This window comes from Methyloparacoccus murrellii (assembly GCF_054657115.1).
In genome coordinates, this window is record NZ_BAAHXD010000076.1 from 1 (window position 1) to 5737 (window position 5737).

The following is a 5737-nucleotide window of genomic DNA, read 5'->3' on the forward strand; positions in this document are numbered from 1 at the left end:
TTAGGCGAGCGTGATGGTCGCTTGAAAATTGTATGGACGAGTGGGTGATGTTGGCATATTATTATACTTGTGCGGCAAGACCTTATTCATTAATTGTGGTGGTTTTGATTGCATAGCTTTGGTATTATGCTTAACGATAAGGTGTATCATGAACACAATTACATCGCTGCTGAAATCCTTCTGGAAGGAAGATGAGGGCTTGACGGTTGTTGAATATGCCATTGCCGCCGGCGTTATTGCCGCCGGCGTTATTGCCGCTGGCGTTATTGCCATCTTCACTGCTATTGGCAGCAAGGCGTCATCTAAGCTGGATGTTTTGAACAGCGCACTTGGCAGCTAGCATCTGAAGCCTTGGTGGCATTCTGCATGCTGGAGTAAGCTGTTCCATCTGGGTAATCAAGATATCGACTATTGTGGTGGCGAAGCACTCGGTTTCGCCACCTTCAGTTCTATCCTGTTAAATATGCCATCGATGCGCGTTCGGCGAGAATCTGCCAACCGCTATCTCGACTCGCCGGAAAGGTGATGGCGTGGTCGATTTTGTCCTGACGGTTCTGGCCATTGCTCTGGTCGGTTTTGGTACCTGCATAGACTTTGCGTGGCACCGTCTGCCGAATTGGTTGACCATCAACGGTTTCCTGCTTGCGCTGGCTCTCCAGGGTTATGTCGGCGGCTGGGCGGGATTTTCCGATGGGTTGATTGGGGCGGCCGTTCCCTTCGCCGTTTTCTTTCCGTTCTTCGTCATCCGCTGGATGGGGGCGGGTGATGTCAAACTCGCCATGGCGGCAGGCTGCTGCCTGGGGTGGCCGTTGAGTCTGGTTGTCTGTTTGAATGCCTTGTTGATCGGCGCATTCGCGGCGTTTGCCATTTTGCTCGCTCGGGGCGGACTCGCCGGATACCTGAAGCGCTATGGCCTCATGCTGGCCTGCCTGCTGCGAGCCGGCCGCTTTGCCTATCTACCACCGGACGCCAGCGAGACCGCTGCCACCACGCGCTTCCCCTACGCCTTTGTGATCGCGCTCGGTTTGTTGACTGTCATCCTATGGCCGGGAGAGCTGGCATTTATCCATGCCGACATTCTGTTGCCCTGATTATTAAGGAAAAGGAAAATATTTACTTGGGCGAAAGCGCGGGCAAGAAGGTGAAGATTCTTCGGGATTCGCCAAGTAGAGCCGCCGCACCATCATGAATGGTCGAGCCGCTCTGCTGCTGTCAATCGCCTTGCTGCTGGCGCTGGGCGCGGTGTGGATCGGCAACCGCTTTCTGGTCGACTCGGGCGAATCCGGCGCGCGCGTCGTCCAGGAGGAAACCGTCCCGGTCGTCGTGGCCGTCAAGGAAATCCCCAAGCTGGCCAAAATCGGGCCGGGCGATGTGCGGGTGATGCCCGTGCTCAAGCGCGCCCTGCCGCAGGAATACATGCTGCCGGGCGCCTCGCCTTTTTTCGCAAGGGCCGAGGACGTGGTGGGCCAGTTCGTTTCGCAGGCCGTGTTTCCCAACGAGCCCCTGGTCAGGCAGCGCCTGCAGGCCACGGGGCATCCGGTCACGCCCAGCCAGCGGGTCATGGCCATCCGGGTGGACGAGGTGGCCGGGCTCAAGCGCCTGGTCAAGGACGGCGATTTCGTCGACGTGCTGCTGTCCCGCCCGCAGCATGACAGCGAACTGCCGGTCGTCGAGATCGTAGCCCAGGATGTAAGAGTGGTCGGCCCGCCGGACGCAATGAACAAACCCATCGGCAACGAACCCATCATGCTGGAACTGGGCGCCAAGCAGGCCGAGTTGGTCATGGAGGCGATGTCGGTGGGCTCGATCCAGCTGGCCCTGCGTCATCCGGGCGATCATGGCCACCTGTTTGGCGAACGCCACTTCGTGTCCCAGGCGCAGGCGGGGGGAACGGCTCCCCCCGCTGCCGCGAGAGAACCCGTGGCCTCCGCGAACCTTGGCGCTCCCAGACTGGCTGGCGTTCCCCGGACCGTGATTTCCGGCGCGAAGAAGTCGGACGCGCTGCGTTGCAGCAACCTTCGCTGCTTTGCCGTCGATGAAAAGGATGAACTCTCGGTGTTGAAGCTCAGTCCGCAGATTCTCGACATCAAGTCGGCCCGTCCGCCTGAACTGCCGCGCGAGCCGAATGGGGCCGGGTCCATCACGGGCGAACCCGGCGCAATACGATGACCCCTCGCCATTGCCATGCGACGGCGGAGACCGTCGGCCGGACCGGCATGGGTCGGGTGCCTGACAGATCGTGCACCGCCGATCCTTTGGCGCAGTCCCGCCGGATGAAACACCACCGCCATCGGCAACGCATGTTACCCGGCCCGCTGCTGCTCGCGGGCGCGCTCGCCCTGCTGTCGACCGCGGTGCTTGCCACGCCTACCGATTATTCCCTGCCCATGAACAAGGGCATGGTCATCAAGCTGCCGGCCAATACCCAGGATATCGCCGTCGGCACCGGCGAGATCGCCGAAGTCCGGCTGCTGGACCCCAATCATCTCTATGTGATGGGCAACAAGCTGGGAACGACCACGGTGGTCCTGTGCGGCGTCAATCGCCACCACGAAAAGGATTGCTTCCGCACGCTCAAGCTGGAAGTCACCCATGATCTGGAGGCCCTCAAGGCCAAGCTGCACGAAATCTTCCCCGACGAATCGCCCAGGGTGTATTCCTCCCAGAACGCGATCGTGCTGGCGGGGCAGGTCTCCAGCGTCGACAAGATGAATGCCATGCTGGCCATCGCCGGCACCTTTGCCCATCCCGACATGCCCGGTGGCCAGGGTCAGATGGGCGCCGGGGGCATGGGCGGTGGTGGTGGGGCCGGCGGCGTGCGGGTCATGCAGTACGACATGAATCCCCGGGTCATCAACCTGATGCAGGTCGGCGGGCCGCAGCAGGTGATGCTGGGCGTCACCGTGGCCGAGATGACCACCAGCCTGGCGCGCCGGCTCAAGGTGGATTTCAGCGCCTTTGGCGGCGGGGACATCAAGGGCGGCGCCATATCCGGGCCGGATTTCATCGAGGCGCTGATCAATAACCTGCCGGTGGAGCAGGCGGCCGCCAGCTACAACCCCGCCGCCCTGTTCCTGCGCTTCGCCGGCAGCGACGCCACCGTGCGCACCTTCATCAATGCCGCCCGCGACAACGGCCTGGCCAAGGTGCTGGCGGAGCCCAACCTGACCACCATTTCCGGCCAGGATGCCGAATTCCAGTCGGGTGGCTCCTTCCCCGTGCCCGTCGCCCAGTTCGGCGCGGCCGGTGGTGCCGGTGGCGGCATCTCGGTGCAGTTCTTCAACTACGGCGTGATCCTCAAGTTCCTGCCGGTGGTGCTGGATTCCGGTCGCATCAGCCTCAAGGTCAATGTCATGGTCAGCGAGCTCAGCAACCAGGACACGGTTACCGTGCCCGCGGGCGCGACCGGGCAGTCCTTCACCATCCCTTCGCTGATCCAGCGCAGCGCCTCGTCCTCGCTGGAACTGGACAGCGGGCAGACGCTGGGCATCGCCGGCCTGATCCAGGACCGCACCCGCGAACTGATCACCAAATTCCCGGGGCTGGGCGACCTGCCGGTACTGGGGCAGCTGTTCACCAGCCAGGAGTACAACCGCAGCGAGACGGAGCTGATGATCTTCGTCACGCTGCAGCTGGCCAAGCCGGTGAACCCGGACAGGATCCGGCTGCCGACCGACAACTTCGCCGAACCCAGCGACCTGGAGTTCTACGGCATGGGTCGGACGGAAGCCCGCAAACCCCTGGCGACCCGGCCGCGCAGCCTGCAGAACAACATGGGGGGCTTGCGCGGGCACTTCGGGCCGACCATCCAGGAGAACAAGGAGCAGTGACAGGCCAGCCGGGCGCCCCCTTGCACCGGGGCAGCGACGAACGCCGGTCGGCGGGACAGCCGGAAAAGCCCCGGCAAACCGTAGCGATCGCCGGGATGGTGCCGCAAGACCGGGGTGGCGTCGGCGCCTGGCGTATCGATTTCCGATCGTCGGGGGACGCGGTCGAACGCCCTGCCCAGACCAAGGCAACACGAGAACAGGCCATGACGCAGACAATCAATCCGAGGATCGCGGCCCTGCTGCTGGCCCAAGCGCTGGCGGGCTGCCAGGAATGGATGGCGGAGCCCGTTCGGATTGAGCGGAATTTCGGTGAATCCGTGCGGGTGGTGATGCTGGATCAGATCCATGACAAGGACAAGGCTACACATCCGGCAACCCACGCCCCGGACGGCATGTCCGGCATGAAGGCCACCAAGGCCCTGCAGCGCAGCTATCAGATGGATATCGGCCGGCCGGAACGGGTCCGCGAGATGTCGCAGATCAATGTCCAGAGCGGCGGCGGATCGGGTGGCAGCGGCGGATCGGGGGGGGGTGGCGGTGGCGGTGGCGGCGGTCAATGATGTCAGCGAACGGGCAGGCGAGGGCCGCCATCGTGGCTAGCCGGCCGATCGCAGTGACATTGCTTCGGCGGCGTGGGGTGATGTCGGGCAGGGCGTGCATGACTGGTCTGGCGCTGGTGGAGTTTGTCTTGGCCGCGCCGGTCCTGTTTCTGCTGATGTTTGCGATCGTCGACTTCGGCCAGGCGCTGGCATTGGCGGACAACCTGGCCTACGCGGCGGATGCCGGGGTGGCATACGCCTATCAGCATTGGAAAAAAGGCGATGGTGCCGCTATTTCCAATCTGCTGGCCATCAAGGATGCCACGGTACGCGCCGTGAAAGGTGGCAATAACGCGTACCTGCTGGCGGATAACGAGGTGACGGTCGAAAAAATTTGCGGTTGTCCGGGAGACGATTCGGAGGACGATGGGCTTTCGCCCAAGGACTGTGCAGACATTGATACGGAGGGTGCGGTTAGTGAGGACCTCTGTGACGGTTACGGTAACCCGCAAATTATCTTCCGGATCACTACCAGCAAAACCCTTCAACAATCCCTGACCCGATATTTCTGGAATGCCAGGACGATCACCCGGTCGTCGGAATATCGTGTCCAATAATGCATGCGAGGTGTGCCATGAATCTCGGAAAAGCGGGAGCGGACCACGGCAGGGAATGCCAACGCGGGGCCGTTCTGCCACTGGTCGCAGTGGGCTTGGCCGCTCTATTTACCGTGGCGTCGCTGGCATTGGACGCGGGCGGCATGATTACCCTCAAGGAGCGCATGCAGATAGCTGCCAATGCTGGCGCGCTGGCGGCGGCGTTGGCAGCCTCGAGCGGTCAGGATAATCTTATGGTTGAACAGGCGCGTGCTGCCACCAAGGCCAATGGCTTTACGCATTTAACTGATTCGGTCACTGTTACAGTCAATAAGCCCCAAGAGGGGGTTTGTGATAGCGATAGCGCGGAATCGGGCAGGAAATATGTGGAAGTTTTGATTTCCAAACCCTATCAGTATGCCTGGCTAAACAAATCCGGTACGATCCGTGCGCATGCGACGGCGAACATTGTGTGCAAGGAAGGGAGTGGAGATGCTAATAGTGGGTCTGGGTCGGCCTGTCTGGTTGCCTTGAGCGAGGTGGGCACCGACATTCTGAGCACAGGTAGCGCAAAGATTTATGCGAATGGCTGTGATATCTGGGTGAATTCTGCCGATAAGAGTGCCTTGGAAACTAAACCAAGCGGCACAATTGAAGCTAGGCAGGGTGGCAACATCCTGATCGTCGGCGGCTATGACGAATTCCCATGGGGGAATCCAATAAAGCCGACGCCAAAAACAGGTCAAACACAAATAGCATTAGGTTCGGCTAA

7 protein-coding genes are annotated in these 5737 nt (G+C 61.3%); all 7 read left to right on the forward strand.

Going from position 1 to position 5737, the window contains the following annotated elements; all coding sequences use genetic code 11:
* Positions 1-148: 148 nt before the first annotated feature.
* Positions 149-340, forward strand: coding sequence for a hypothetical protein (locus tag ACYQ1H_RS14970; protein ID WP_460028847.1), 192 nt, complete (start codon positions 149-151; stop codon positions 338-340).
* Between the two features lie 190 nt (positions 341-530).
* On the forward strand, positions 531-1091 hold the full coding sequence (locus tag ACYQ1H_RS14975; protein ID WP_460028848.1) for a prepilin peptidase: 561 nt from the start codon (positions 531-533) through the stop codon (positions 1089-1091).
* Between the two features lie 94 nt (positions 1092-1185).
* The gene (gene cpaB / locus ACYQ1H_RS14980) at positions 1186-2169 is read left to right on the forward strand and encodes a Flp pilus assembly protein CpaB (RefSeq protein ID WP_460028849.1); all 984 of its coding nucleotides are present in this window, start codon (positions 1186-1188) and stop codon (positions 2167-2169) included.
* Positions 2170-2273: 104 nt separating this feature from the next.
* The gene (locus ACYQ1H_RS14985; RefSeq protein WP_460028850.1) at positions 2274-3830 is read left to right on the forward strand and encodes a type II and III secretion system protein family protein; all 1557 of its coding nucleotides are present in this window, start codon (positions 2274-2276) and stop codon (positions 3828-3830) included.
* A 203-nt stretch (positions 3831-4033) separates the two neighbouring features.
* Positions 4034-4390: a hypothetical protein gene (locus ACYQ1H_RS14990; protein ID WP_460028851.1), complete on the forward strand. Its 357-nt coding sequence runs from the start codon at positions 4034-4036 to the stop codon at positions 4388-4390.
* 98 nt (positions 4391-4488) lie between these two features.
* Positions 4489-4986, forward strand: a complete 498-nt coding sequence (locus tag ACYQ1H_RS14995; RefSeq protein ID WP_460028852.1) for a TadE family protein — start codon at positions 4489-4491, stop codon at positions 4984-4986.
* Between the two features lie 17 nt (positions 4987-5003).
* On the forward strand, positions 5004-5737 hold a 734-nt coding region (locus tag ACYQ1H_RS15000), incomplete at its 3' end, for a hypothetical protein (protein WP_460028853.1).